Annotated in this window: 21 protein-coding genes; 8 read left to right on the top strand and 13 right to left on the bottom strand. The window is 66.5% G+C overall.

Annotated elements, in window-relative coordinates; all coding sequences use genetic code 11:
* Positions 1-123 precede the first annotated feature (123 nt).
* Positions 124-888: an ANTAR domain-containing protein gene (locus tag AC5Y39_RS06365; protein ID WP_500016402.1), complete on the top strand. Its 765-nt coding sequence runs from the start codon at positions 124-126 to the stop codon at positions 886-888.
* 1 nt (position 889) lies between these two features.
* Here AC5Y39_RS06365 and AC5Y39_RS06360 read toward each other — a convergent pair whose 3' ends face one another.
* The 7 genes from AC5Y39_RS06360 to AC5Y39_RS06330 all read right to left on the bottom strand — a co-directional run bounded on the left by AC5Y39_RS06360 (position 890) and on the right by AC5Y39_RS06330 (position 8,187).
* On the bottom strand, positions 890-1,354 hold the full coding sequence (locus tag AC5Y39_RS06360) for an Hsp20/alpha crystallin family protein (RefSeq protein ID WP_500016401.1): 465 nt from the start codon (positions 1,352-1,354) through the stop codon (positions 890-892).
* Between the two features lie 69 nt (positions 1,355-1,423).
* Positions 1,424-4,048: an ATP-dependent chaperone ClpB gene (gene clpB, locus AC5Y39_RS06355; RefSeq protein WP_500016400.1), complete on the bottom strand. Its 2,625-nt coding sequence runs from the start codon at positions 4,046-4,048 to the stop codon at positions 1,424-1,426.
* Positions 4,030-4,356, bottom strand: a complete 327-nt coding sequence (locus AC5Y39_RS06350; RefSeq protein WP_500016399.1) for a chaperone modulator CbpM — start codon at positions 4,354-4,356, stop codon at positions 4,030-4,032. Before AC5Y39_RS06350 ends, clpB begins: the two co-directional genes overlap by 19 nt.
* Positions 4,353-5,261, bottom strand: a complete 909-nt coding sequence (locus tag AC5Y39_RS06345; protein ID WP_500016398.1) for a DnaJ C-terminal domain-containing protein — start codon at positions 5,259-5,261, stop codon at positions 4,353-4,355. The genes AC5Y39_RS06350 and AC5Y39_RS06345 overlap by 4 nt, the downstream gene beginning before the upstream one ends.
* Before the next feature lie 6 nt (positions 5,262-5,267).
* Positions 5,268-5,789 carry a nucleotide exchange factor GrpE gene (locus AC5Y39_RS06340; protein WP_500016397.1) on the bottom strand — a complete coding sequence of 174 codons (522 nt, stop codon included), beginning with the start codon at positions 5,787-5,789 and terminating at the stop codon, positions 5,268-5,270.
* An 8-nt stretch (positions 5,790-5,797) separates the two neighbouring features.
* Complete coding sequence (gene dnaK, locus AC5Y39_RS06335) at positions 5,798-7,678, bottom strand: molecular chaperone DnaK (RefSeq protein ID WP_500016396.1); 1,881 nt, start codon at positions 7,676-7,678, stop codon at positions 5,798-5,800.
* The gene (locus AC5Y39_RS06330; protein ID WP_500016395.1) at positions 7,678-8,187 is read right to left on the bottom strand and encodes a YflT domain-containing protein; all 510 of its coding nucleotides are present in this window, start codon (positions 8,185-8,187) and stop codon (positions 7,678-7,680) included. The genes dnaK and AC5Y39_RS06330 overlap by 1 nt, the downstream gene beginning before the upstream one ends.
* A 497-nt stretch (positions 8,188-8,684) precedes the next feature.
* Here AC5Y39_RS06330 and AC5Y39_RS06325 point away from each other — a divergent pair, with 497 nt between their 5' ends.
* From AC5Y39_RS06325 to AC5Y39_RS06305, 5 genes are all read left to right on the top strand, one after another.
* A complete protein-coding gene (locus AC5Y39_RS06325) occupies positions 8,685-9,938 on the top strand; it encodes a PucR family transcriptional regulator (protein ID WP_500016394.1) in 1,254 nt (417 codons plus the stop codon).
* A gap of 128 nt (positions 9,939-10,066) precedes the next feature.
* A complete protein-coding gene (locus tag AC5Y39_RS06320; protein ID WP_500016393.1) occupies positions 10,067-10,438 on the top strand; it encodes an STAS domain-containing protein in 372 nt (123 codons plus the stop codon).
* A 115-nt stretch (positions 10,439-10,553) separates the two neighbouring features.
* Complete coding sequence (locus AC5Y39_RS06315) at positions 10,554-10,853, top strand: DUF4193 domain-containing protein (protein ID WP_500016392.1); 300 nt, start codon at positions 10,554-10,556, stop codon at positions 10,851-10,853.
* A gap of 83 nt (positions 10,854-10,936) precedes the next feature.
* Entirely contained in the window at positions 10,937-11,380 is a 444-nt protein-coding gene (locus tag AC5Y39_RS06310; RefSeq protein ID WP_500016391.1) for an Hsp20/alpha crystallin family protein, read from the top strand.
* A 373-nt stretch (positions 11,381-11,753) separates the two neighbouring features.
* Positions 11,754-12,647, top strand: a complete 894-nt coding sequence (locus AC5Y39_RS06305) for a M48 family metalloprotease (RefSeq protein ID WP_500016390.1) — start codon at positions 11,754-11,756, stop codon at positions 12,645-12,647.
* Between the two features lie 17 nt (positions 12,648-12,664).
* Here the strand turns inward: AC5Y39_RS06305 and AC5Y39_RS06300 are convergent, their stop codons facing one another.
* The 3 genes from AC5Y39_RS06300 to AC5Y39_RS06290 form a co-directional block, all read right to left on the bottom strand.
* Positions 12,665-13,987: an MATE family efflux transporter gene (locus AC5Y39_RS06300; protein ID WP_500016389.1), complete on the bottom strand. Its 1,323-nt coding sequence runs from the start codon at positions 13,985-13,987 to the stop codon at positions 12,665-12,667.
* Between the two features lie 137 nt (positions 13,988-14,124).
* On the bottom strand, positions 14,125-15,579 hold the full coding sequence (locus AC5Y39_RS06295) for an MFS transporter (protein ID WP_500016388.1): 1,455 nt from the start codon (positions 15,577-15,579) through the stop codon (positions 14,125-14,127).
* On the bottom strand, positions 15,572-16,312 hold the full coding sequence (locus AC5Y39_RS06290) for an SDR family NAD(P)-dependent oxidoreductase (RefSeq protein ID WP_500016387.1): 741 nt from the start codon (positions 16,310-16,312) through the stop codon (positions 15,572-15,574). Before AC5Y39_RS06290 ends, AC5Y39_RS06295 begins: the two co-directional genes overlap by 8 nt.
* Positions 16,313-16,406: 94 nt before the next feature.
* Between AC5Y39_RS06290 and AC5Y39_RS06285 the strand changes: the two genes are divergently transcribed.
* Both AC5Y39_RS06285 and AC5Y39_RS06280 read left to right on the top strand, forming a co-directional pair.
* Positions 16,407-17,141, top strand: a complete 735-nt coding sequence (locus AC5Y39_RS06285; protein ID WP_500016386.1) for a TetR/AcrR family transcriptional regulator — start codon at positions 16,407-16,409, stop codon at positions 17,139-17,141.
* Between the two features lie 155 nt (positions 17,142-17,296).
* Positions 17,297-20,491 carry an adenylate/guanylate cyclase domain-containing protein gene (locus AC5Y39_RS06280; RefSeq protein WP_500016385.1) on the top strand — a complete coding sequence of 1,065 codons (3,195 nt, stop codon included), beginning with the start codon at positions 17,297-17,299 and terminating at the stop codon, positions 20,489-20,491.
* Positions 20,492-20,533: 42 nt separating this feature from the next.
* Here AC5Y39_RS06280 and AC5Y39_RS06275 read toward each other — a convergent pair whose 3' ends face one another.
* From AC5Y39_RS06275 to infB, 3 genes are read right to left on the bottom strand one after another with little or no spacing between them, the layout of a single operon-like run.
* On the bottom strand, positions 20,534-21,523 hold the full coding sequence (locus tag AC5Y39_RS06275; protein WP_500048191.1) for a DHH family phosphoesterase: 990 nt from the start codon (positions 21,521-21,523) through the stop codon (positions 20,534-20,536).
* Complete coding sequence (gene rbfA, locus AC5Y39_RS06270; protein WP_500016383.1) at positions 21,501-21,995, bottom strand: 30S ribosome-binding factor RbfA; 495 nt, start codon at positions 21,993-21,995, stop codon at positions 21,501-21,503. The genes AC5Y39_RS06275 and rbfA overlap by 23 nt, the downstream gene beginning before the upstream one ends.
* A 36-nt stretch (positions 21,996-22,031) precedes the next feature.
* A complete protein-coding gene (gene infB, locus AC5Y39_RS06265) occupies positions 22,032-24,713 on the bottom strand; it encodes a translation initiation factor IF-2 (protein ID WP_500016382.1) in 2,682 nt (893 codons plus the stop codon).
* Between the last annotated feature and the right edge of the window lie 23 nt (positions 24,714-24,736).

The raw sequence follows: 24,736 nt of genomic DNA, 5'->3' as shown, positions 1-24,736 counted from the left end.
GATTCTGTCGGTTGAGCTGGCAGCCGAAGGCATCGCCAATGGCGTGCAGACTCGCTCCGGCTCGCCGGATCCGATTCCCTCCTCGGCGTGCTTTTTCCGAACTCGTCGAGAGAAGAATGACAGGTGAGTGACAAATCCGGCGACCGCCAAGGCGGCCGCCCCGATCCGCTGATCCGGTTGGATGCGACGTCGGACGCCATCGGCGCACTGCGCGACATCTTCGCCGCCGAAGAAGACTTGGACAGCGTCTTGGCGCGCGTGGCATCGACTGCGGCACAAGCCATTCCCGGCGCCGACGCCGTCACCATCACCGTGCTCGACGGAGACGAGTTCCGCACCGCTGCCGCCACCGACGAGCGAGTGGTCGGCCTCGAGCGCGTGCAGCATGAGGCCGGCAGCGGACCGAGCGTCGAATGCGCCGAACAGCGTCGCCCAGTGCGCGACCGCATCACCGAGCACTCGGAGCGCTGGCCGCAGTTCTGCGAAGCCGCCCAGCGTCAGGGACTGCGGGCGTGCCTATCGGTTCCGCTGCTCGTCGGCGATCCCGACCACCTGGAACTCGTCGGCTCGCTGAACGTATACAGCTACACCGCAACGGCATTCGACCCGTTCGACGAGGGATTGATGCGGCTGTTCACCGAGGCCGCCGGCGCGGCGATCACCAATGCCCGGCGCTGGCAGCAGTCCCGTGACACCGTCACCCAACTGGAACGCGCGCTGACCTCGCGAGCCGAGATCGACCAAGCCAAAGGCGTATTGATGGCGCTGCACGGCTGCAGTGCCGACGAAGCGTTCCAGCGGCTCGTCAAGCAGTCGCAGGACCACAACGTCAAGCTGCACGATGTCGCCCGCAACCTGCTCGTCACTGTGCAGTCGGGCGGGCGGTAGCTCAGCCCGACGCCGACTCCGACGTGGTGACCTCGATCTTGCGCGAATTGCTCTTGGCCTTGGGCAGTTGCACGGTGAGCACACCGTGTGCGAGCGACGCGGTGACCCCATCTTGACGAATGTCAGCCGGCAACGTGACCCGGTACTCGAAGTTGCCCACCCGCCGTGTCTTGCGCCGGAACAACCCTTCGCGCTTGCGCTCCTTGAGCTCTCCGGTGACCACCAGTTCATTGCCGTTCATCTCGACGTCGACGTCCTCGGATCGCACCCCAGGCAGCTCGATCTCGACAACGTAGTCGTCTTTCATCTCGATCACGTCGGCGGCGGGCATCCACGACCCGTCTGCCGGCGCCGCACTGATCACTGACTGCATCAGCCGGTCCATCTCGGCGTAGAGGTCGTCGAGTTGCCGCAGGGGACTGAACCTGTCGGCATCCCCGCCCGAACGTCGCACCGGCAGCGTCATAGTTGGATCCCTCCTCATCGTCGTTGTTGAGTGGTCGTTGTTGTTGTTATGTGGTTGGAGCCCAAGCTTTCACACCGCGGCAGCGGGTTCGGCGTAGTCGACCGCCAGCTCACCGTCATCCACGCTCAGCGCGATCTTGCCGCCTGCTGCGATGTCGCCCCGCAGCAGCGCCCGGCCGATACGTGTCTCGACCACATGCGCGATGTAGCGCCGCAACGGCCGGGCCCCGTAGACCGGGTCGTAGCCGTGCTCGGCGATCAGCCGGCGCGCGTCGGGCGTGATGTCGAGCTCGATCTGCCGCTCCGCCAAGCGGTTTCGCAGCTCCGCCAGTTGCAGCTCGACGATCTGCTCGATCTGCGGCATTGACAACGGCGTGAACAACACGATGTCGTCGACCCGGTTGAGGAATTCCGGCCGGAAATGCGCACGCAATTCGGCCATCACCCGTTCCCGCGCGTCGGGTTTGATCTCGCCGTCGGGGCTGACACCGTCGAACAGGTAGTGCGACCCGATGTTCGACGTCATGATGATCACGGTGTTGCGGAAGTCGACCAGGCGGCCCTGTGCATCGGTGAGCCGGCCGTCGTCGAGCACCTGCAGCAGCGTGTTGAACACATCGGCGTGCGCCTTTTCGATCTCGTCGAACAGCACGACCGAATAAGGCTTGCGCCGCACCGATTCCGTAAGCTGGCCGCCCTCCTCGTAGCCGACATAGCCCGGCGGTGCACCGACCAGCCGGCTCACGGTATGGCGTTCCTGGTATTCGCTCATATCCAGCCGCACGATGTTGTCTTCGCTGTCGAACAACGCCGCGGCGAGCGTGCGCGCCAGTTCAGTCTTGCCGACACCGGTGGGTCCCAGGAAGATGAATGACCCGATGGGCCGACGCGGGTCGCGGATCCCGGACCTCGCCCGGATGATCGCGTCCGCCACCAACTGCACGGCCTCGTCCTGACCGATGACTCGCTCGTGCAGGATCTCGTCGAGGCGCAGCAGCTTCTCGCGTTCACCTTCTTGCAAGCGAGCCACTGGGATGCCGGTCCACGCCGACACAATCTCGGCGATCTCGTCTTCCGTCACCACTTCGCGCAACAGCGGCCGGTCGCCCTGCTTGCTGTGCAGTTGCTGCTCGGCGGCTTCCAGTCGCCGTTCCACATCGGCGATGCGACCATAGCGCAGTTCGGCAGCCCTGTTCAGGTCATAGTTTCGCTCGGCTTCCTCAGCTTCGTGGCGCAGCTGTTCGAGCTGTCCGCGCAGCTCTTGGACCCGCCTGATCGCCTGGCGTTCGGCTTCCCACTGCGCGTTGCGGGCGTCGGCTTCGGCCCGCAGGTCCGCCAGTTCCTTGCGCAGATCCTCCAATCGCGCCTTGCTGGCCGCGTCGGTTTCCTTGGCCAGCGCCGCCTCTTCGATCTCCAGCCGGGTGACGCGCCGCGTGAGTTCGTCCAATTCGGCTGGCATCGAGTCGATTTCGGTACGCAGCCGCGCGCACGCCTCGTCCACCAGGTCGATCGCCTTGTCGGGCAGGAAGCGGTCGGTGATGTAGCGGTGCGACAGCGTCGCGGCGGCCACCAGCGCACCGTCCTGGATGCGCACACCGTGGAAAATCTCCAGCCGCTCGCGCAGTCCCCGCAGAATCGAGATGGTGTCTTCGACGTCGGGTTCGTCGACCAACACCGTCTGGAAGCGGCGCTCCAGCGCGGCGTCGTGTTCGATGTGCTTGCGGTATTCGTCGAGCGTGGTGGCGCCGATCATGTGCAGCTCACCGCGCGCCAACATCGGCTTGAGCATGTTGCCGGCGTCCAAAGAGCCCTCCGCGGCACCGGCGCCCACAACGGTGTGCAGCTCGTCGACGAACAGCAGGATGCGGCCCTCGCCAGCTTTGACCTCGTTGAGCACCGCCTGCAGCCTCTCCTCGAACTCGCCGCGGTACTTCGCACCGGCCACCAGCGAACCCATGTCGAGGGCGAAAATCGTCTTGTCGCGCAAGCCTTCCGGAACGTCGCCCCGCACGATCCGCTGCGCGAGCCCCTCGACGATCGCCGTTTTGCCGACGCCAGGATCGCCGATGAGCACTGGGTTGTTCTTGGTCTTGCGGCTCAGGATCTGGATCACCCTTCGGATCTCGGCGTCCCGGCCGATCACCGGGTCCAGCTTGCCGGCACGGGCCTCGGCGACCAAGTCGCGCCCGTACTTCTCCAGCGCCTCGTAAGAGCCCTCCGGGGTGGCGGAGGTGACCCGCTGGTTGCCGCGCACCTTCGTCAGCGCGGCCAGGAAGGAGTCCCGAGTAACCTTGTGCGACGCCAGAATTCGTCCGGCAGCCGAGGCGGAGCCCTCTTCGGCCAGCGCGAGCATCAGGTGCTCGACGGACACGTACTCGTCTTTGAGGCGCTTGGCCTCGCGCTGCGCGGATTCGAGCAGGTTCGCCAGGCGCCGGGTCATCATCACCTGCCCCGGTGACGCGCCCGGGCCGCTGACCGCGGGGCGCCGGTTCAGCTCACGCTCCGCGTCGGCGTGGACCGCTGCGGGATCCGCCCCGCCCTGGGCGAGCAGCCGCGGCACTAATCCGTCAGGCTGGTCAATCAGCGCCAACAGCAGGTGCTCGCCGTCGATCTCGGTGTGGCCCATCCGCGTCGCGAGGGCCTGAGCCTCCTGCAACGCCTCCTGAGACTTCTGCGTCAATCGATTGATGTCCACGTCGCGGCTCTCCTTACCCGAGAAGCGGTTTCCAGTTCGTCGATACGGTCAAGCAGGTCGAGCACCAACCCGATCGCGGCATAGTTCAGCCCGAGGCCCGCGCGTAACCGCTGGATGCGCGCGACCACGGCCAGCGCAGAGGGCTCGAACCACAGCTCGCCGCGTCCATCGGTCCGGCCCTGCAGCAGACCGAGCGCCACATAGCGGCGCACCATGTCCGGGTGCAGGCCCGCACGGTGGGAAAACGCATCCAGCCCGAGCACGGGCCGACGGGTCAGCACGTAGCGAGGTGAGCCCCCTGATGTCACGGCGCCCTCCTCGGGTCGAAGTGTGACTCGGCGGCCAACTGCTCGAACAGTTGCCGTTCGCGCTGCGTCGGGTGGGACGGCACGACGACCTTGATCTCTGCGTAGAGATCGCCGGGCTTGCCCCGCGGATTGGGCATGCCCTCCCCGCGCAGCCGTAGCCGCCTGCCGGTCGACGACCCGGGCGGCACCTTCACCTTGGCCTCGCCGCTGGGAGTGCGCACCGCGACCGTCGCGCCGAGCACCGCCTCCCACGGGGAAACGGGGAGATCGACGATGATGTCGCGACCGTCGAGCCGGAACCGGGCATCCGGGCGGATGCGCACGATCAGATAAAGGTCGCCGGGCGGCGCGTTGCCGGTGCCGCGGCCGCCCTCGCCGGCCAGCCGGATGCGCTGGCCTTCGGTCACCCCGCGCGGGATATTGACCGTGTAGGTACGCCCGTCGAGCGTGATCTGGCGCTTGCCGCCGCGGTACGCCTCCTCGACGGTCAACTCCAATTCGGCCTGCTGGTCGGCTCCTGGGATCGGCCCGAACCCGCCACTGCTGCGTCCGAACAAGCCGCCAAACAGGTCGTCGAAGCCGACGCCGCTGAAATCGTCGAAGCCTTGGCCGAAGTGCACCCGAGGGCCGCCAGGGCCGCTCGCGCCGAATCCCGCACCCACACGCTCGTCGTAGTCCTCGGGTATCCGGCGGAAGTCTTCCCCGAAGCGGTCGTACCGCTTGCGGGTCTTGGGATCCGAGAGCACGTGGTAGGCCTCGTTGATCTGCTTGAACCGTTCCTCGGCACCCGGCTCTTTGTTCACGTCCGGGTGGTAGCGGCGCGCCAGCGTGCGAAACGCCTGTTGGATCTGCTCGGCGCTGGCGTCGCGGGATACGCCCAGCACCTGGTAGTAGTCGGTGGCCACAGGGCGTCACTCCTTCCGGCCGGTGACCACCACCGCCGCCGGTCGAAGCTGTTGTGTGCCGGTGCCGTAACCGGGCCGCAGCACCTCCACGACGGTGCCGGGCTCTTGGTCGTCGGCACCGACCACACTGACCACTTCATGGCGCTGCGGGTCGAACGGCACGCCGGTCTCGGCATCACGGGGGTAGCCCAGCTGCGCCAGCACCGCCAGCGCCTGATCCAATACCGCACGCACACCGGCGATCACGGGATCCGAACTCTCCGCCGCATGACCAATCGCCCGTTCCAGGTTGTCGACGACCGGCAGGAAAGCGACCGCCACGCGGCTGCGTTCTGCGCTGCGTTCGCGCTCCAGTTCGCGGGCATAGCGCTTGCGCAGATTGTCCAAGTCGGCGACGGCGCGCCGCCAGCGGTCTTCCAGGCGCGCCAACTCCGCATCGGTATCGGGTTCGGGCACAGGGCTTTCCATGACCGGCCGATCGTCGTCGGGGTGCCGATCGCTGCTCGACTGCTCGGCGGGGCTGCCCATGAATCCGGTCAGCTCCGGTCGAATTCGGCGTCGACCACGTCGTCACCACTGGGCCCCGGTGCGGCTCCGCCGGACGGCTGACCACCGTTGCCGCCGGACGCGCTGGCCCCGAGTCCGTACAACAGCTGCTGCAGCTCCGACGTCAGCGACTGCACCCGGTCCATCGGCGCCTGGTCCTTCACCGCTTCGCGGGCATCGGAGATCAGCATCTCCGCACGCGCCTTCTCGTGCGGCGCAACGGAGTCGCCGAGCTGGGCCAGGCGGCGTTCCACCTGGTATGCGGTCGAATCGAGTTCGTTGCGGGCCTCGACCTCACGGCGCAGCTGCTCGTCCTCGCGCCGGTGCGCCTCTGCTTCGGAAACCATGCGCTCCACCTCGCGCTGGTCAAGGTTGGACTGCCCGCTGATCGTGATGGTCTGTTCGGCGCCGGTGTCCTTGTCCCGTGCGGTCACGTTGAGGATACCGTTCGCGTCGATGTCGAAGACAACCTCGATTTGTGGCTCGCCGCGCGGGGCGGGCCGGATGTTCTGCAGCGTGAACCGACCTAAAACGCGGTTGTCCCTTGCCATTTCGCGTTCGCCCTGTAAGACGACAACCTCCACCGATGGTTGGTTGTCTTCGGCGGTGGTGAAGATCTCGCTGCGGCGTGCCGGGATGGTGGTGTTGCGCTCGATGATCTTCGTCATGACGCCGCCGCGAGTCTCCACGCCCAGCGACAGCGGCGTGACGTCGAGGAGCAGCACGTCGGACACTTCGCCCTTGAGCACCCCGGCCTGCACGGCCGCCCCGAGCGCGACCACCTCGTCGGGGTTCACGCTCATGTTCGGGTCCTTGCCGCCGGTGAGCCGCCGCACCAGAGCTTGCACCGCTGGGATCCGGGTCGACCCGCCGACCAGGATCACCTCGTCGATGTCGTTGGCGGTGACCTTCGCATCGCCCATCGCCTGCTTCACCGGTCCCATGCAGCGCTCGACCAGGTCGGCTGTGAGGTCCTCGAACTTCGACCGCATGATCGTGGTCGCAAGATGCTTGGGCCCGCTGGCATCGGCGGTGATGAAGGGCAGATTGATCTGGGTCTGCGTCACCGACGACAACTCCACCTTGGCCTTCTCGGCCGCCTCGAACAGCCGCTGCAGCGCTTGGGGGTCCTTGCGCAGGTCGATGCCGTACTCGCGCTGGAACTCGCCGGCCAGGTAGTCGACGAGCCGGCGGTCGAAGTCGTCGCCGCCCAGATGCGAATCACCCGCAGTGGCACGGACTTCCACGACGCCGTCACCGACGTCGAGCAGGCTGACGTCGAAGGTGCCGCCGCCGAGGTCGAACACCAGGACCGTCTCGTGGGTCTTCTTGTCCAGTCCGTAGGCCAGCGCCGCGGCGGTGGGCTCGTTGATGATGCGCAGCACCTCCAGCCCGGCGATGCGGCCGGCGTCCTTGGTGGCGTTGCGCTGGGCGTCGTTGAAGTACGCCGGGACGGTGATCACCGCCTCCTTGACCCGTTCGCCCAGGTACTTGCTGGCGTCGTCAACGAGCTTGCGCAACACCAGCGCGCTGATCTCCTCCGGGGCGTACTGCTTGCCGCGCACCTCGAAGCGCGCCGCGCCGTTGTCGCCCGCCACGACGTCGAAGCTGACCGCCTTGGCCTCTTCAGAAATCTCGTCGAAGCGCCGGCCGATGAAGCGCTTCGCCGAGTAGATAGTGCCTTTCGGGTTCATGATCGATTGCCGGCGAGCCAGTTGCCCGACGAGGCGTTCGCCGCTTTCGGTAAAGGCCACCACCGACGGGGTCGTGCGCGACCCTTCCGCATTGGCGATCACCACCGGCTCGCCCCCCTGCCAGGCCGCGATCACCGAGTTCGTGGTGCCCAGGTCGATACCTACCGCGGTTGCCATCAGCCAACTCCCTTCGCGTTGTGGTTGCCCAGCAGCCCTCGAGCCTGCTCGGCGACATCGACGTCGGCGACGACGTCATAGTAGCGCGGCACCAGGCCGCTGATCGCGTCAAAATCACGGCGGCCCCGCTGCAATGCATGCACCGCGAGGCCACCCAGCGCACCGACGATCGCACCGAACACCAGCCCATACCCCGCCAGTACCAGCCCGGCGATCAACGGCTGCACCAAGCTGAAAATGCCGAAGATCCAGCCGATCAGAGCGCCGACCAGAGCGCCCGAAACAGCGCCACGCAGCGCCGCCCCGCCGTAGTTCATCCGGCCCAACACCTGTTCCACCAGTTGCAGCTCACGTCCGACGATCGCTACCCGTTCGACCGGGAACCCATCGTCGGAGAGGCGGTCGACAGCGCGCTCCGCATCGGCATACCGCTCGAACGTCGCAACCACTTCGCGGGCGCGCTGATGCGGCGGCGTGGCCGAACCGTTCACCGTCGTTCCGTCAGTCATGACACTCCCGTTCTTCGAGGGCCCGGACGTGCATCGTTCAATCGCGGCCAGCGGTCGACAGCAGACCCGAATGTGCCGCGATACGAAGTCTGGCAACGAGTGCGTTGTCGGCGCGTGCTCCCGAGGGGCCGAGAATCCGGCGCACCGCTCGTCCTGTCAGCACCAGTCGAAGATCGGGACGGGCGTGCCATCCGATTCCGCTGTCGGCGAAGCGGATATCCGCTGACCTTCGGCCGGCGACTGGGCATAATGGGCTACACCCTGCAGGCGGTTGAACATCCAGCCGCGCCAGCGGGAGGAGACCGTCGGCCCGTCGAGATTTCCCGACCGGCCCTCTGCGCATTCTTTGGCCACATCCGGGTAACCCGCGAGCAGCGCTCTGGTTCGCAGGTGCCCGTGTTCGCGGTGATGATGCCGGACAGTGAGTCGTCCGCCGGCTGAGGTCAGGGCACCCTCAATTACGACCCGGGGAACACTCGACGCATGACTAACCTGCCATGAACAACGAAATGCTCTCTCCTGCAGGAGATTCCGACGCCACCATGTTGGCCCGCCGGCTACAACAGACCGAGGAAAAGCTGGCGAACACCGTGCGACGACTGCGAATGTGCACCGCGAGGTATGACGCGCTTACCGGTGCCGTCGGCGCCGGGGTACCGGGCATCGCCGACATGCTTGCCCAGCTGACGGGGCTCGTCGTCTGTGTAGAGGACCGGTTCGGCAACCTGTCCGCGTGGGCGGGTGGCCCGCGACCGCATCGCTACCCCAAACCGGACACCACCCGGCGACACCGGCTGCTGCACACGCTGGCGGCGCACGCCGGGCCGCTGCGCGTCAAAGACAGGATGTCGGTTCTGGTGCAGGCGCGCGGAGAAGTACTGGGCGTGGTGTCCCTCGTCGATCCACACCACCGTGCCGACGACGACGACCTCTCGGCTCTGCAATTCGCAGCCACCATGCTCGGATTGGAGCTTTCCCATCAGCGCACCATCGCCGAGACTGAGTTGAAGCTTCGGCGCGAGCTGCTCGACGATCTGCTGGCCGGAAGCGACACCGCCGGGGCTTACGCCCGAGGCGACGCACTTGGGCATGACTTGCGAGGGGCCCACTACGTCGTCGTCGTGCGTCACCCTCACGCCAGCGAACATGATCTGTCGGCCGCCGTAACTCAGGCCGCCACGGCGCTGCACCTGGACTACTTTCACGGCCACCGCGACGGCATGTTGGTAATGCTGGTGGACAATCGCCCGGAGCCCCAGGCGCTGCACCGCGCGGTCAGCCACCGGCTCGGCGACACAGCGGCCGTGATCGGGATCGGCTCTCGCTGCCAGAGCCCGGCCGACTTCCCCGCCTCCTTCACCAAAGCCGTTCGGGCGCTTGACATCAGGTTGCATTCGTCAGAACCGCAGGGCGCATCGGCGTACGACGAACTCGGGTTCTACCGGCTCATCGACGCTGCGTCGGCCACCGGTTCCGTCGAAGACTACGTGCGCGAATGGCTGGGAACCCTGCTCGAGTACGACGAGCACAAGGGATCTGCGTTCGTGCCGACACTGAGCCAGTACCTGGAATGCGGTGGTAACTACGACGAAACCGCCGCGGCCCTGCACGTACACCGCAGCACCCTGCGCTACCGGCTGCGCCGCATCGGCGAGCTGACCGGCTACGACCTGCGTGACGTCGACACCCGCTTCAACTTGCACGCGGCCACCCGCGCCTGGCGTTTCCTCGCCCCCAACATCTCCGCCTGAGCGGTTTGGCTGACCATCCGGGTCAATCCGCCAGGTCGTGTTTCAATCTGCGAGGACGGCGTGCCGGCGTGTGCGCGCGGCGCACAATGCTTCGCATCACCGACGGCTACCGCACGCCGGGAGGCGCAATGAGTCACCGATCGTTCGACGATCCTGGTCGGCTCGGGCTATTCCGCGTACAGGTCGAACGGCTCTCTGCCGACACCAGCGTGGTGCACGTCAGCGGCGCGCTGCAGTCAGACGCCGCCAGAGAGACGCGCCGGGTGCTCGCCGCGGAGCTGACGCGGTGCCCCAATTCGCTGGTACTCGAACTCGGCGGTGTCACGAGCATCGACGTCGACGGCCTCGATGCGCTGACGGCTGCGGCCGCGCAGGCCGGCGAATCGGACATCGGCTTCTGCCTCGTCGGAGCGCATCGCGGCCCGGTCGCGTCGGCGCTGGCCGACGCGGCGTTGACTGACCTGTTCGAGATCGTCGCGACGCCCGACGAGCTTGGCTGAGTTCGTACCGGTAGCACGAGCGATTGCAGGGTTTTTTGCCTCGCCGGGTGCAGGCGATCGGGATTGAGGCGTTGCACACTTCCTGCTCTGGTGCACTCACGACGACGGGAAAGCGATGACCACTGATTACGACGCGCCGCGGCGTCTGGAGATCGACGACGCGGACGACGCCTCGCTGGAGGACCTGGCGGCCCGGCGTGCCGAGGCCCCGCCTGATCTCGATGCGGACGAAGCAGAACTGGCGGAGACCTTCGAACTGCCTGGAGCGGACCTGTCCAGCGAAGAGTTGGCAGTGCGGGTGATTCCAAAGAAGGCCGACGAATTCACTTGTTCCAGTTGTTTTTTGGTGCAGCACCGCAGCCGGCTCGCCCGGATGTCGAACGACAAGCCGGTCTGTGCAGACTGCCTCGCCTAGACAAGTCCGGATCGGAATATGTTGCGGCAGATACAGGTTATCGATGGCGAAAGAACGAGAAACGAACGAGACGCTCGAAGGAGGTGGTAATCATGCTGAAGTTGGACCCGTTCTTCCGTGACGTCGACCGTCTGACCCAGCAGCTACTCGGCGGCGCGGTAGGCGCACCGGCTCGTCCCGCGGTCATGCCGATGGACATTTGGCGCGACAACGAGCAGTTCGTCGTGGAACTCGATCTGCCCGGCGCACATGCCGATTCAATCGATATCAATGTCGAGAACGACGTGCTGACGGTGCGCGCGCAACGGCCCGCCGCGGAGGACAACCGACAGTGGCTGGCCTCCGAACGCCCGCACGGCGTGTTCAGCCGACAGATCTACCTCGGCAGCGGTCTCGATGTCGACAACATCAAGGCCGACTACACCGAGGGCGTGCTGCGGCTGACGATCCCGGTGGCCGAACAGGCCAAGCCGCGCAAGATCGAGGTGGCTACCGGCCTGAAGGAAAAGCAAGCCATCAGCGCCTGATCTCTACGGGTGCCAGTGTGTGGGTGACCGCCCACAGCCGCCCGCTGGAGCGGTCACCGCCCGAAGTCCGTGCTGAGACGCTGCGGGAGGTTGGGGACGGCGATCAAACGCAATGGCAACCGGACGCGGCCAGACCGGTTACGGCGCCATCCGCGAGGACGCGCCTCGCGTGCGCATCCGCCCGCCCGGCGACACGGTGACGAAGTCCGCGGCCGAGTCGATCAGCGCCTCAGTGTGTTCACACAAGGTGCCGGCAGCAGCCGGCCCCTTTTTTTGTGCGAATTAGACTGCGCGGCAACGGCTTCCGGAGGAAATGCAGCATCGGGCGGCTGGCGTTGATGTATGCGAGAAGACCGTGAAGGAGGTATCGCACGTGCACCGTTACACCAACGGAGTGAAGACAGCCGCCTTGCTGGGCTTGCTCACCGGGCTGATCTTGCTGGCCGGGCACTGGCTGGGTGGTGGCACGGGGCTCGTGATCGCCGCCGCGATCTCCATCGCCATCAACCTCGTCCTCTACTTCCGCGGCGACACCGTCGCCCTGCGGGCGATGCGGGCGCGGCCGTTGAGCAGGGCCGAGGCTCCCCAGCTTCACGCCATGGTGGCTGAATTGTCGACGCAGGCAGGCCAACCCATGCCGAGGCTGTACATCAGCCCGATCCGGCAGCCCAACGCTTTCGCGACCGGGCGAAACCCCAGGCATGCGGCGGTGTGCGTCACCGAGGGCATCCTCGAGCTGCTGAGCGCCCGTGAGCTTCGGGCGGTGCTGGGCCACGAGCTGGCGCACGTGTACAACCGCGACATCTTGACGTCGACCATTGCGGCTGCCCTTGCCGGCATGGTGACGATGCTGGCCGATCTGGCGTGGTTCATGCCGATCGGGTCCAGCGACGACGACGACGGGCCGGGCTTGCTCGGAAGCGTGCTGACGCTGATCCTGGCGCCCGTGGCGGCCACCCTGATCCAATTGGCCGTGAGCAGGAGCCGAGAACTCGCCGCGGACGCCGACGGCGCGATGCTGAGCCACGATCCGGGCGCGCTGGCCAGCGCGCTGAAGAAGATCCACGCCGGAACTCGACTGATGCCGTTGCCGGCAGAAGGGCAGTTGGCCAGCACCGCACATCTGATGATCGCGAACCCACTGCGCGGCGAGGGATTGGAAGCATTGTTTTCCACACATCCGCCGATGCGCGAGCGCATCGCCCGCCTCGAGCGGCTGGCGGACCAGATGTCCGCCGCCGCTCCGGCGTACGCCGTGAGGTGGTGACCGGCGGCGTCGCAGTGTCAACCGGTGCCGGGGACGGCCCAGCGGCCGGAAAGCGCCCGCCAACCCACGAACATCAATCGCAGCACGATGAACGCCGACAACCCGGCCCAGATACCGGCCAAGCCCCAGCCGAAGACCAGCGACAGCCAGATCAGCGGCAGGAAGCCGAGCAGCGCGCTGAGCACTGTTGCATTGCGCATGAATTTCGCATCGCCGGCGCCCAACAACACACCGTCGAGGCCGAACACCACTCCGGCGACCGGTAGCTGAGCCACGAGGAACCACCACGGCACGCCGACGGCGTCGAGCACGGCCCGATCGTCAGTGAACAGCTTCGGCACCACCGCAACACCCGCCGCCAGCACCACCGCCAGCACTGTGGCTGCGACCGCGGAGAACGTCGTCACTTGCCACGCCACCGACTTGGCGTGCTTTGCCCGTCCCGCCCCCAGCGCGGCGCCGACCAGTGACTGCGCCGCGATGGCAAGCGAATCCAGCACGAGCGCAAGGAAATTCCACAACTGCAGCGCCACCTGGTGCGCGGCCACCGCCACCGCTCCGAACCGGGCCGCCACCGCAGCGGCCGACACGAAGCACACCTGAAATGCCAGTGTGCGCACCAACAGGTCGCGGCCCATGACCACCTGGGCTCGCAATACCCGCCAGTCGACCCCGAGCGGTACTCGTTCGACCAGCAACGCCCGAGCGAACAAGAGCGCGGCAACCCACTGCCCGACCAGGTTCGCGACGGCCGAGCCGGCCAGCTCCAAGCGGGGCAGGCCCACCCAGCCAAACACCAGCAGCGGGCACAGCACCGCCGACACCGCGAATCCGATCACGACGTACCGCAGCGGCCGCACAGTGTCCTGCACGCCCCGCATCCAGCCGTTGCCGGCCAGCGACATCAGCATCGCCGGGGCGGCCAGTACGGCGATCCGCAGCCACGACAGCGCTTCGTCGGCGATGGGCGGCTTCGACGCAATCGCGGACACGACCGGCACCGCGGCCGCCTGCACCGCAGCCACGAACAACACGCCCAGTGCCAAGGCCAGCCAGGTGGCCTGCACGCCTTCGCGGACCGCCGCCGCCCGGTCTGCGGCACCGAAATAGCGGGCTGACCTTGCCGTGGTGCCGTAGGACAGAAAGACCAGGCCCGAACCCACCATGTTGACGATCAGTCCACCGATCGCCAGACCCGCCAGCGCCAACGCCCCGAGACGGCCGACGACCGCGGTGTCGAAAAGCAGATACAGCGGCTCGGCTGCCAGCACGCCGAGTGCCGGCACGGCCAGCGCCGCGATCCGGCCCGCGCTCGCGGTCGAGTCCTCCGACGCCGTCATGCTCTCCCTCACTGAACCGGCGAATGCGCAACCGCGCTGTGTGACATTCTGTGCGCGTGGCAACGGCTGCCCCGTCTGGGGTGGCGGCATCTCTGTTCAGCCCCCCACGAATCGTTAACAGAGTTGTGGACGCCGTGTTAAGTCGGTGTCGCGACGGTCGGCTCATGGCTCGGTTTGCCGCTCGGCATGATGAGGCCGCAGGCTATGGCGCCAGTGGCGAGGATGGCACTTGAGGCCCAGAACGCGACGGTGTAGCTGTGAATGACGCCGTAGGCGCGCACTGCCATGTTTGTGGCGTCGGTGCTGGCCGCGTGACGCGCGAGCGCCGAGGCGGCGATCGAGTTCAAGAATGCGGTACCGATGGACCCGCCGAGCTGCTGGGCGACGTTCATGGTGGCCGAGGCGATACCGGCGTCACGCGGTTCGATTTCGGTGGTGCCCGCGTTCATGGCGGGGGCGATGATGGCGCCGATGCCGATACCGAAAAGCATCAGAGGTAGCAGAAGGTTCGCGCTGTAGGTGCTTTGGGCGCTGATGCGGGTGAGCCACAGCATCGCACTGGCGGCGGTGAGCATGCCCACGACGACGGTGGGCCTCGCGCCGATGCGGGGGTAGAGCTGCGTGGTGCACACACCCCCGGTAATCGCGAGGGTGGCGACCATCGGCAGGAATGCGAACCCGGTGGTGATGGGCGAATAGTGCAGGGTCTGTTGCATGTAGTAGTTCAGGAACAAAAACGTGCCGAACAGGCCGATGCCGCCGATGAAGATTGCGAGGTAGGCGCCGCCGCGGGTGGGGTCGATGATGACGTGTGGTGGCAGTAGCGGGTGTGCGGCGCGGGTCTGGCGCCACATGAAGATTGCGACCAGGAGGGTGCCGCCGGCTAGGAATGCCCAGGTGTTCGGCGCCGTCCAGGAGTGTGATTCCGCGTTGGAGAGGCCGTAGACGATGGCGAACAGCCCCGCCGAGGCGATGACGGTGTCGGGTAGGTCGACGCTGGGGCGGTGAAAGGTCTTGGGTGGGCGTGTGATTAGGGCGGCGGCGCCGGTGAGTGCAACGAGGCTGATTGCGACGTTGACGAAAAGTGTCGAGCGCCAGCCGAGATAGTTGGTGAGCACACCGCCGAGCAGCATGCCGATGGCCGCTCCGGATCCCGACACGCCGCCAAAAACGGCGAAAGCGGTGGCGCGCTCTGTGGGACGAGTGAAGGTTGTCGACAGCAGCGCAAGTGCGGCCGGGGCGATCATCGCCGCGGCCGCACCCTGGGCGGCGCGCGCAGCGACGAGCACCGCAAATCCCGGTGCGGCACCCCCAAGTGCCGACGCCCCGGCGAAGACCGTCAGGCCGATCAGCAGCATCGCTCGGCGTCCGAGCAGGTCACTGACCCGGCCGAAAGGCAATAGCAGGGCGCCGAAGGCCAACGAGTAGGCCGTGACGATCCACTGTCGGTCGCCGAGGGAAAAGCTTAGATCTTTCTGCGCGTCGGGCAGCGCGATGGTGACGATCGTGACGTCGAGCACGTCCAGCAGCTGGGCCAGGCAGATCACGGCCAAAATCCACCACCGGCGTGCCGGGTGCGTCCCTTCACTCATGGCGCCGAAGAAGTGGTTGTTGGTCGCGGAAGAGTTCTCCGGATGGTCCGCCAGCCCCGAGCGTGGCAGCCCAGACGATGCCGCGGGCACTGTCGGCCGCGGGCCGGTCGGCGTCGTCGCCGCGTTCGGGGTGGGTGGCGGTTTCACCGGGATCGACGGCGTTGACAAGGATCGGGGTGTCGCGAAAGGCACGGGACAGGGCAACGGTCAACGCGTTGAGCATGTGCTTGGCCATTGAGTAGGCCGGCGCGCGAAGGCTGGCGCCTAAATCGAGTCCGGTCTCGAGCTGCAGCGCAGAAACACTGGACACGTTGACGATCCGGGCCGCGGGCGCAGCGACCAATAACGGCAGCAGCGCCTGCACCAGCGCCCACGGGCCGATCACGTCGACCTCCAGCGCTGAGCGCACGGCATCGAGGTCGGCGTCTAGCGCGGAAAGTGTTGCGAAATCGGGCATGACGCTGGCGTTGTTGATCAAAGCGTCGAGTCGGTCGAAGGTCGCAGTGAGATAACCGGCGGCCTCGCAGATGCTGGTTTGATCGGCCAGATCAAGGGCCAGCGCTGTAGCTCTATACCCGTCGTGGCGCAACTGTTGAGCCAACGGTTCCGCGCGGGTGGCGTCGCGGGCTGTCAGCACGACGTGATAGCCCAGTCCGGCAAGCTGTCTCGCAACGGCGAAGCCAAGCCCGAGCGGACGGCTCGCGCCGGTGATCAAGGCAACGTTCCGGGACATGGCACATCCTCTAAGGCGCTTGACGAACTTAGTTCGTCGATGTGGAACCGTTTGTACGCGACGAACTAAGTTCGTGTCAATCTAGAATGGCGCAATGGCCTCCCGATCTGAGCGCCGCGATGCACAGCGGCGCCTCCCGGCCAGGGGCAAGGCGGGCGGTGCCGCCGCGCCGCGAAAGCCGCCGATCACCCTCGAGCGGATCACCGCTGCCGCTTTGCAGGTCGTCGGCAGGCAGGGTTATGACGCCTTGACGATCCGGCGCGTAGCCAACGTGCTCAACACGGGTCCGTCTTCGCTGTATGCCCACATCTCCACCAAGGCCGACCTCGACGACCTGCTGATCGGCTACCTGTGTTCCCGGCTGGTACTGCCCGCACCCGATCCTGGCCGCTGGCGTGAACAGATTCGCGATGTGTGCGCGCAGATCAGGGATCAGTATCTGGCCTACCCGGGCATCTCCCGCGCCGCGCTCGCAATGGTTCCAGGCAACCTCCATACCGCTCGGGTCAACGAGACGATGCTCAGCATCCTGCTGGCTGGAGGCATCGAGCCGCAGGTCGCAGCGTGGACGATCGACGCGCTGTCGCTATACGTCGCCGGCTACGCCCTGGAACGTTCCATAGTCCGCCAGCGTCAAAAGGACCCCAATGACACGTGGGTGGTGAGCCACGTGGACCTCATCGGCCGTCTGCAGGCGCTGCCCGAGAACGCCTTCCCCAACACGCGCCGCTACGCCAACGAACTTACATCCGGAGTCGAACACGAACGCTTCGACTTCACCATCGGATTGATCGTCGACAACCTCGTTCCACAGACGTCACGCGATTAGTCAACCCAGCAACAAGCAGTGCGCCGACGCCGGGGAGCTAATCCGAACCACCCTTGAGCGGGCCTACTTCTCGACCGCGGCCGCGTGTCGCAATGGGCGCCGAATTTCACCGCAATCTGACAGACACCGGTTGACCGGCGATGCACGATATTGACGTGGGCGCCAGCGGGGACGGCGACAGTCGTCTCGCACCGGCAGGCCGGATCTGCAGTTCTTGCAATGCGCGCTGCAGTTCAACGGCCAAGTTCTGCAGCGAGTGCGGTGCTCGGCTGACCCCAGCCACCCACGCGGCCGAGTACAAGCAAGTCACGGTGGTGTTCGCCGACGTCGTCCATTCGATGGATATCGCAGCCGCGGTGGGGCCGGAGCGGCTGCGCGAGATCATGGGTGAGCTCACCAGCCGTTGTGCCGCGGTCGTGCAGCGTTACGGCGGCACGGTGAACAGTTTCACCGGCGACGGGATCATGGCCGTGTTCGGGGCACCGGTCGCGCTGGAGGATCATGCGGTACGCGCGTGCGTGGCCGCTCTGGCGATCCAAGACGAAGCCAAGAAACTGGCCGTCGACGTGCGAAGGCGCGATGGCGTGGAGTTGTTCCTGCGGGTCGGACTGAACTCCGGGCAGGTGATCGCCGGTGAGATGGGGTCCGGATCGTTCGGCTACACCACCGTCGGCGAGCAGGTGGGGATGGCCCAGCGGATGGAATCGGTGGCGCCGGCGGGCGGAGTCATGCTCAGCGCATCAACGGCACGACTGGTCGAGCACATCGCGGCTCTCGGTCCGCGAGAGTTGGTTCGCGTCAAAGGTGTTGACGCGTCGATACCCGCGCACCGGCTCGTCGGCATGCGCCGGGACCGCCCGATCAGGCGCACTGAGTCGAGCTTCGTGGGTCGCCGACAGGAGATGTCTGTCATCGAGGGCCTGTTGGATCGCGCCGTCGGCGGACATGGCGAGGTCGTCGGCGTGGTGGGACCTGCCGGTATCGGCAAAAGTCGTCTGCTGCGGGAGGTTTCGGCCAAGGCCGCGCTGCGTGGTGTCGCGGTGTTCACAACCTTCTGCGAGTCACACACCAGCCAGATCCCCTTTCAAGCCGTCGCAGGATTGCTGCGTGCGGTAACCGGAGTGGAGGGATTGGACGCGCACGCTGCCCGGAATCATCTTCGCCGGTTGCTCTGTGACGCGGACCGAGACGATCTGTTGCTGTTCGAGGACCTCTTGGGGATTGCCGGCGCCGAAGAGCCCCGTCATCGGATCGATCCGGATGCACGTCGACGGCGGTTGACGGCTCTGGTGAAAGCCACCTTGTTGGCGCGGAAAAACCCGGCGGTGTACGTGGTGGAAGACGCGCATTGGATTGACGCAGTCAGTGAGTCGATGATTGCCGATGTCCTCGAGGTGTTCGCTCAGACGCCTTCGCTGACGATCGTCACCTACCGCCCTGAGTACTGTGGAGCGCTGGCGCAACCGCGTGGCGCTGAAGCCATAACGCTGGCGCCACTGAGTGATCAGGACGCGGCTCAGTTGATCATCGAGTTGCTTGGGCCGGATACGTCGACGGCGCCGCTGGGCAAGCTGATCGCCGAAAGATCCTGCGGCACTCCACTTTTCACCGAGGAGATCGTACGCGAATTGGCGGAGCGAGGTGTGCTGCACGGCAAGCCAGGCGCGTACAAATCGACAGCACAGGTAGCCGAAGTCGTTGTGCCGCCGACGTTGCAGGCCACCATCGCCGCTCGCATCGACCGTCTTGATCAGGCGGCCAAACGCACGTTGAGCGCAGCTTCAGTGATCGGCGCCAGATTCAGCTCGGGACTCGTTAGAGCATTGGGTGTCGAACCGGCCGTCGACGACCTGATCGCGGGCCGGCTGATCGATCAAGTCGGGTTCACCGATGATCCGGAGTATCTCTTCCATCATCCGCTGATCCGGGCAGTGGCGTATGAATCACAGCTCAGATCCGCTCGCGCCAAGTTGCACCAGCGGGTCGCAGCCGCTCTCCAAGCGCGCAGACCGGAATCGACTGACGAGCACGCGGCGTTGATCGCCGAGCACCTTGAAGCTGCAGGCGATTTGCACGCAGCCTTCGACTGGCACATGCGGGCCGGACACTTCCTCACCCATCGCGACATCCTAGGTGCGCGGATGAGCTGGGAGCGTGCTCGTCAGGTGGCCGACCGGTTGCCTCCCGAGGATGCCCGTCGCATGAGCATGCGCATCGCCCCGCGTACGTTGTTGTGCGCGACGGTCTGGCGGGTCAGTGGCAGCCTCGACGACACCGGCTTCGACGAATTACGCGAATTGGCCACCGCTGCAGGGGATAAACGGTCCCTGGTCATCGGGATGACCGGACTCGTCACCTTGATGCAGTTCTTCGGCGAGTACAAAGAGGCTTCGCGCTTGGCTTCCTACCATGTCGAACTGCTTGATTCCATTGGTGATTCCGAGTTGACCGTCGGTCTGTTAATGACGCCGATGATCATCAAGTGGGCAGTGGGCGAAGTGAACAAGGCCATCGAGTTGAGCCAGCGTGCAATCGACGAATCCCGAGGCGACCCCACGATGGGCGACTTGATCGTGGGCTCACCCCTGGCGTTCGCACTCGTGATGCGTGCGTCAGCGCGGTGTGCGTTGGGCATCGCCGGTTGGCGCGAGGACTTCGACAACGCCGTCGCGCTTGCCCGCAGAACCGACAAGTTCACGTTCTGCGCCGTTGTCATGTTCAAATACATTGCGGCGCAGAGCGGAGCGCTGCTAGCCGATGACCAGGCGCTGCATGACACCGCTGAAGCCTTAGAGATTGCCAAGCAATTCGGCGACGATTTCACGCTCACCAACGCAGAGTTCACCCACGGGCTGATATCGGTGCGCCACGAGAACGCCGACCGCAAGTCGGGCTTTCAGCTGTTGGAGAGGGCTCGTCGAGCAGCGCTCGAACATCGGAACCTCATCGTTGCCGCGTGGTGCGTCGATATCGATTTCGCAGTGGAGAAAATCCGTACCGGCGACTACGACGGTGCCGTCGGCTTGTGTCGCGCCGTGCTGCAGAACGAAATTCAATCTGGCGAACTGACCAACCGCGGTTGGTGCACCAGCGTTCTCGTCGAAGCCTTGCTCAATCGGGGTCGCGGTGGCGACCTCGACGAAGCGCAAGAAGCGATCGACGCCCTGGCGGCGACGCCGACGGAACCCGGGTTCGTCTACCACGAGCTGCCATTACTGCGGTTGAACGCAATGCTTGCCAAAGCTCGTGGCGAAGAGAATCGCTATCGCGATTTCCGTGACCGGTATCGCCTGCGCGCCGAATCCTGCGGGTTTGCGGGCCACATCGCACTGGCTCGCGCCATGGAGTAGTCGAGCGGGCGAGATTGCATCGTCGAAGATGCGCGTGACGTGTCAGCCGACAGCGTGCAGCAACGCGGCAACGACGTCGTCGATCGAGCCGTCGATCGAGTACCCGGCCGCCAACTGATGCCCTCCGCCACCGAACTGCGCCGCCACCGGCGTCAGATCGAATGACTTGGCGCGCATCGACACCGACCAGTGCTGCGGCTCGATCTCCTTGAACACCACGGCGACCTCGGCCTGCTGAGTGGTCCGGACGATGTCGACGATGCTTTCGACCTCTTCGGGCCGGCTTGCTTTCCACTCGTCGTGGTCGACCACCACATACACCAGGCCGCGCCCGGCGACGGCGTCCGGCAGCAGCCGCGCCGTCGACAACACGCGCGACAGCATCGGCAGCCAGGCAAAGGGGTGCGTGTCGAGAAGCGCCCGCGATATCGCGGCGTTATCCGCGCCGGCTTCGACGAGCCGGGCCGCCAGCCGCAATGCGCGCGGACTGGCCCACCGGAACGATCCGGTGTCTGTCGTCAGCCCGGCATACAGGCACGTGGCCACATCGCGGTCGATCGGCCTGCCCCACGCGTCGAGCAACTCGGCGACCAGCAGGGTGGTCGAATCCGCTTGCGGATCAACGTAATTCAAGTTTCCGAACATCGCGTTCGACTTGTGATGATCGATCACCAGCACCGCGTTGCCAGAAGCGGTCAGCTCGGCCAGCGTGCCCAACCGGTGCAGGCTGGGCGCGTCGACCGTGACCACCAGATCCGCGTCGCGGCGCATGTCCGCCGGCGGCACCAGAAACTCGCACCCGGGCAGCGTTCGCAGTGATTCGGGAAGGACCGGAGGCGTCGCGAAGCTGACCTCCACGTCGACGCCTTCCCGGTCGAGCACCAGCGCCAGCGCCAAGCCTGCACCGACGCTGTCCGCATCGGGGTGTACGTGGCACACGATGTTGACTGTGCGAACCCCGGCCAGCGCGTCGGCCGCGCCGTGCGCGTCGACGCGAGTACTCGATACTTCAGTCGTCTCGATCGCGGTCACCGTCGTCTCGCTCGTCCGTGTCGGTTGTGCCGCCCCCGTTATCTCCTACCACACGGTACGGCTGCGCGTCACCCGCCGGCTTCGCGCCCTGCCTCACCCTCGCCAGATCGGCGTCGGCCTGACGAGCCCGTTCGAGCAGCTCCTCCATCCGAACGGCCGCGTCAGGCACGGTGTCGCGCACGAATGTCAGCGTCGGAGTGAACCGAACCCCAGTTCCTGCACCGACTTTCGTGCGCAGTACGCCCTTGGCCCGCTCCAGCGCGGCCGCCGCACCGGCGTAGTCGGGATCGTCCTCGAGGGTGCGCCCCATGACCGTGTAGTACAGCGTCGCGTCGTGCAGGTCGTTGGTCACCTTCGCGTCTGTGATCGTCACGCCGGCCAGCCGCGGGTCTTTTATCTCGTATTCGATTGCCGATGCGACGATCATCGAGATCCGCTTGGCCAGCCGACGCGCGCGCGCCGGATCAGCCATGGCCGATCCGCGCCTTTTGGTCTTCGCGCAAGCGGCTCATCCGCGCTGCTTCTCGACCAGCTCGTACGTCTCGATCACGTCGCCCTCCTTGAGGTCGGAGTAGCCGATCGTCAGACCGCACTCGTAGCCGTCGCGGACTTCGGTGACGTCGTCCTTCTCCCGGCGCAGTGACTGCACCGTGAGGTTCTCGGCCACCACGACGTTGTCACGCAGCAGCCGGGCCTTGGCGTTGCGCCGGATGATGCCCGAAGTGACCAGGCAACCGGCGATCACGCCGACCTTGCTGCTGCGGAACAGTGCCCGCACCTCGGCGCGGCCCAGCTCGCGCTCCTCGTAAACCGGCTTGAGCAGCCCCCGCAGCGCCTTCTCGATGTCGTCGATGGCCTGGTAGATCACCGAGTAGTAGCGGATCTCCACACCCTCGCGGTTGGCCAGCTCCGTGGCCTTGCCTTCGGCGCCCACGTTGAAGCCGATGATGATTGCGTCCGACGCCGATGCCAGGTTGACGTTGGTCTCCGTGACACCGCCGACGCCGCGGTCGATGACGCGCAGCTCCACTTCGTCGTCCACCTGGATGCCGAGCAACGCCTCTTCCAGCGCTTCGACGGTGCCTGCGTTGTCGCCCTTGAGGATCAGGTTCAGCTGGCTGGTTTCCTTCAGCGCCGAATCCAGGTCCTCGAGGCTGATCCGCTTGCGGGCACGGGCAGCCATCGCGTTGCGCTTGCGGGCACTGCGGCGCTCGGCGATCTGGCGGGCGATGCGGTCCTCCTCGACGACGAGGAAGTTGTCGCCGGCGCCAGGCACCGACGTGAAGCCGATGACCTGAACCGGCCGCGACGGCAGTGCCTGATCGACGTCCTCGCCGTGCTCGTCGACCATGCGCCGCACGCGGCCGTACGCGTCGCCGGCCACCACCGAGTCGCCGATGTGCAGCGTGCCGCGCTGCACCAGCACGGTGGCCACCGGACCGCGGCCGCGGTCCAGGTGCGCCTCGATGACCACGCCCTGGGCTTCCATGTCGGGGTTCGCCCGCAGGTCCAGCGCGGCGTCGGCGGTCAGCAGCACCGCTTCGAGCAGCTGCTCGATGTTGGTGCCCTGCTTAGCCGAGATGTCGACGAACATGGTGTCGCCGCCGAACTCCTCGGGAATGAGCCCGTATTCGGTGAGCTGACCGCGGATCTTCTGCGGGTCGGCGCCTTCCTTGTCGATCTTGTTCACCGCGACGACGATCGGCACGTCGGCGGCCTGCGCGTGGTTGATGGCTTCCACCGTTTGGGGCATCACGCCGTCGTCGGCGGCGACCACCAGCACCGCGATGTCGGTGGCCTTCGCGCCGCGGGCACGCATCGCGGTGAACGCTTCGTGACCCGGGGTGTCGATGAACGTGATCAGCCGTTCGTTGCCGTCGAGGTTGACCGATACCTGATATGCGCCGATGTGCTGGGTGATGCCACCCGCCTCGCCTTCGCGGACGTTGGCCTGGCGGATCGTGTCCAGGAGTCGGGTTTTGCCGTGGTCGACGTGGCCCATGACCGTGACCACCGGCGGCCGGGTCTGCAGGTCCTCTTCGCCGCCTTCGTCTTCGCCGTAGGTGAGGTCGAACGACTCGAGCAGTTCGCGGTCCTCGTCCTCCGGGCTGACCACCTGGACGTTGTAGTTCATCTCGCTGCCCAGCAGCTCGAGCGTCTCGTCGCCCACCGACTGGGTTGCAGTGACCATCTCGCCGAGGTTGAACAGCGCCTGAACCAGCGCCGCCGGGTTGGCGTCGATCTTCTCGGCGAAGTCACTCAGCGACGCGCCGCGGGCCAGCCGGATGGTTTCGCCGTTGCCCTTGGGCAACCGCACGCCACCGACAACCGGGGCCTGCATGTTTTCGTATTCGGCACGTTTCGCCCGCTTGCTCTTGCGACCGCGCTTGGGCGCGCCGCCGGGACGGCCGAACGCGCCGGCTGCTCCGCCGCGCTGACCAGGCCGACCGCCGCCACCGGGACGGCCGCGGAAGCCACCGCCCGCGGGTGCGCCGCCGGGTGCACCGCCGCGGTAGTTACCACCACCACCGGGCCGCCCGCCGCTCGGCGCGCCGGGGCGTCCGCCGGTGCCGGGCCGGGGCGCGCCGGGCCGCGGCGCGCGGCCGGGAACGCCGCCGCCGGGACGCGGAGGCATGTTGCCCGGCGATGCGCCCGGACGCGGGCCGGGCCGCGGCATGCCGGGGCGAGGTGCTTGCGGTCGAGGGATCGGCCGATCGACCGGCTGTGCGGTCGAGAACGGGTTGTTGCCGACGCGCGGGGTGCGCGGGGCCGGCTTGGGGGTTGGCCCGGGCCGCGGTGCGCCGGGAGTGGGCGCCGGACGCGGCGGGCTGGCCGGCGGTGCGCTGGCCGCGGGTGCCGACGGTTGCGCCTGCGGCTTCGGGGTGGGAGGGGCCGGGACGGCAGGCGGCGCTGGCGCGGCTGGGGTGGGCGCGGCCTTCGCGGGCGCCGCTTTGACGGCGGTACCGCCGTCGGCGACCGCCTTGGCCGCGGCGCCGTTGCCGTCCTTGGCGGCAGCTTGAGCTGCTTTGCCGCCGCCGAACGACTCCCGCAACCGCCGGGCGACCGGCGCTTCCACGGTCGAGGATGCCGACTTGACGAATTCGCCTTGTTCGCTCAGCCGGGCGAGAACTTCTTTGCTGGTGACACCGAGTTCCTTCGCCAACTCGTGTACGCGGGCCTTACCTGCCACTACCTCTCCATCTCTCGAGGCGA

Source organism: Mycobacterium sp. NGS39 (genome assembly GCF_059812765.1).
This window is presented reverse-complemented; position numbering and strand designations above follow the sequence as displayed.

What these genes read in the sequence shown, in the direction of transcription:
- AC5Y39_RS06360 (WP_500016401.1), bottom strand. Translation starts at nt 1,354, where the DNA reads ATGACGCTGCCGGTGCGACGTTCGGGCGGGGATGCCGACAGGTTCAGT.
- AC5Y39_RS06340 (WP_500016397.1), bottom strand. Translation starts at nt 5,789, where the DNA reads ATGGGCAGCCCCGCCGAGCAGTCGAGCAGCGATCGGCACCCCGACGAC.
- dnaK (WP_500016396.1), bottom strand. Translation starts at nt 7,678, where the DNA reads ATGGCAACCGCGGTAGGTATCGACCTGGGCACCACGAACTCGGTGATC.
- AC5Y39_RS06330 (WP_500016395.1), bottom strand. Translation starts at nt 8,187, where the DNA reads ATGACTGACGGAACGACGGTGAACGGTTCGGCCACGCCGCCGCATCAG.
- AC5Y39_RS06325 (WP_500016394.1), top strand. Translation starts at nt 8,685, where the DNA reads ATGAACAACGAAATGCTCTCTCCTGCAGGAGATTCCGACGCCACCATG.
- AC5Y39_RS06320 (WP_500016393.1), top strand. Translation starts at nt 10,067, where the DNA reads ATGAGTCACCGATCGTTCGACGATCCTGGTCGGCTCGGGCTATTCCGC.
- AC5Y39_RS06315 (WP_500016392.1), top strand. Translation starts at nt 10,554, where the DNA reads ATGACCACTGATTACGACGCGCCGCGGCGTCTGGAGATCGACGACGCG.
- AC5Y39_RS06300 (WP_500016389.1), bottom strand. Translation starts at nt 13,987, where the DNA reads ATGACGGCGTCGGAGGACTCGACCGCGAGCGCGGGCCGGATCGCGGCG.
- AC5Y39_RS06295 (WP_500016388.1), bottom strand. Translation starts at nt 15,579, where the DNA reads ATGAGTGAAGGGACGCACCCGGCACGCCGGTGGTGGATTTTGGCCGTG.
- AC5Y39_RS06290 (WP_500016387.1), bottom strand. Translation starts at nt 16,312, where the DNA reads ATGTCCCGGAACGTTGCCTTGATCACCGGCGCGAGCCGTCCGCTCGGG.
- AC5Y39_RS06285 (WP_500016386.1), top strand. Translation starts at nt 16,407, where the DNA reads ATGGCCTCCCGATCTGAGCGCCGCGATGCACAGCGGCGCCTCCCGGCC.
- rbfA (WP_500016383.1), bottom strand. Translation starts at nt 21,995, where the DNA reads ATGGCTGATCCGGCGCGCGCGCGTCGGCTGGCCAAGCGGATCTCGATG.